The organism is Pseudoalteromonas sp. SR45-6 (assembly GCF_014163545.1).
Lineage (GTDB): Bacteria > Pseudomonadota > Gammaproteobacteria > Enterobacterales > Alteromonadaceae > Pseudoalteromonas > Pseudoalteromonas rhizosphaerae.
On record NZ_JACJDM010000162.1, the window covers coordinates 1 to 697 of the forward strand.

The 697-nt window shown below is 38.7% G+C and carries 2 protein-coding genes; one reads left to right on the plus strand and one right to left on the minus strand.

What is annotated here, in order from left to right:
• Positions 1-45: 45 nt before the first annotated feature.
• A complete protein-coding gene (locus tag H5158_RS23800; protein WP_404936154.1) occupies positions 46-201 on the minus strand; it encodes a hypothetical protein in 156 nt (51 codons plus the stop codon).
• Between the two features lie 160 nt (positions 202-361).
• Here H5158_RS23800 and H5158_RS23565 point away from each other — a divergent pair, with 160 nt between their 5' ends.
• Positions 362-553 (plus strand): hypothetical protein, encoded by a 192-nt coding sequence (locus tag H5158_RS23565; RefSeq protein WP_259399484.1) that lies wholly within the window; start codon positions 362-364, stop codon positions 551-553.
• The last annotated feature ends 144 nt before the right edge of the window (positions 554-697 follow it).

Below are 697 nucleotides of genomic sequence, written 5' to 3' on the forward strand. Positions count from 1 at the left end.
CAACCTACGCCACTTGCGTTGTAAGGCGAAAGTTAAGTGCTTTTATCACTTGAAAAAAGTTTCGCAACGAGTTTTGGTTTTACCATTCACCGCCTTATACGAGCTTCCACGATTTAATCCTGTTGCGTTAGCAATATCGCTCGCGCCATGCTTTTTCACCAAAGATCTGAAAGGGGTCACCCATAAGAAGCTTCCGATCATGCTGACGACTGTGTTTTATTGATCTCTGTATTCAAAAACCAAGTATTGCTACTTTTCAAACTCATTAATGATTTTGAAATATTTAATCCTCCCACCTTGCATTTACCTAAAAAGTGAACTTAATTAAAAAGTAATGGAACTTCATCAAAAGGAATTTGCAATGACTAAACTCATCATTATTGCTTGGTTACTTTTTTGTTCGCATGCTTACGCGACAAATATTTTTAAGCTTAACCCAGAATCTAAAAATGTAGATTTAACTTCTATTCAACCAAACCACCCACAATGGAATGCCAGCTCAATTTATGTAGCCGGCGATGTTGAGCTTATTTATTGCCGCTTTTTGGGTTAAAGGCATTGAACCGATAGAAAACCAACCCCATTGGGATGGTTGGATTTGGCTGCAAAATACTGTGATAGAAAAATGGCAAGCAAACAAAGTGTATCAAGGTGGCAACCTTGTAAAACACGGAGCCGACTACTACCTTGCCCGCTA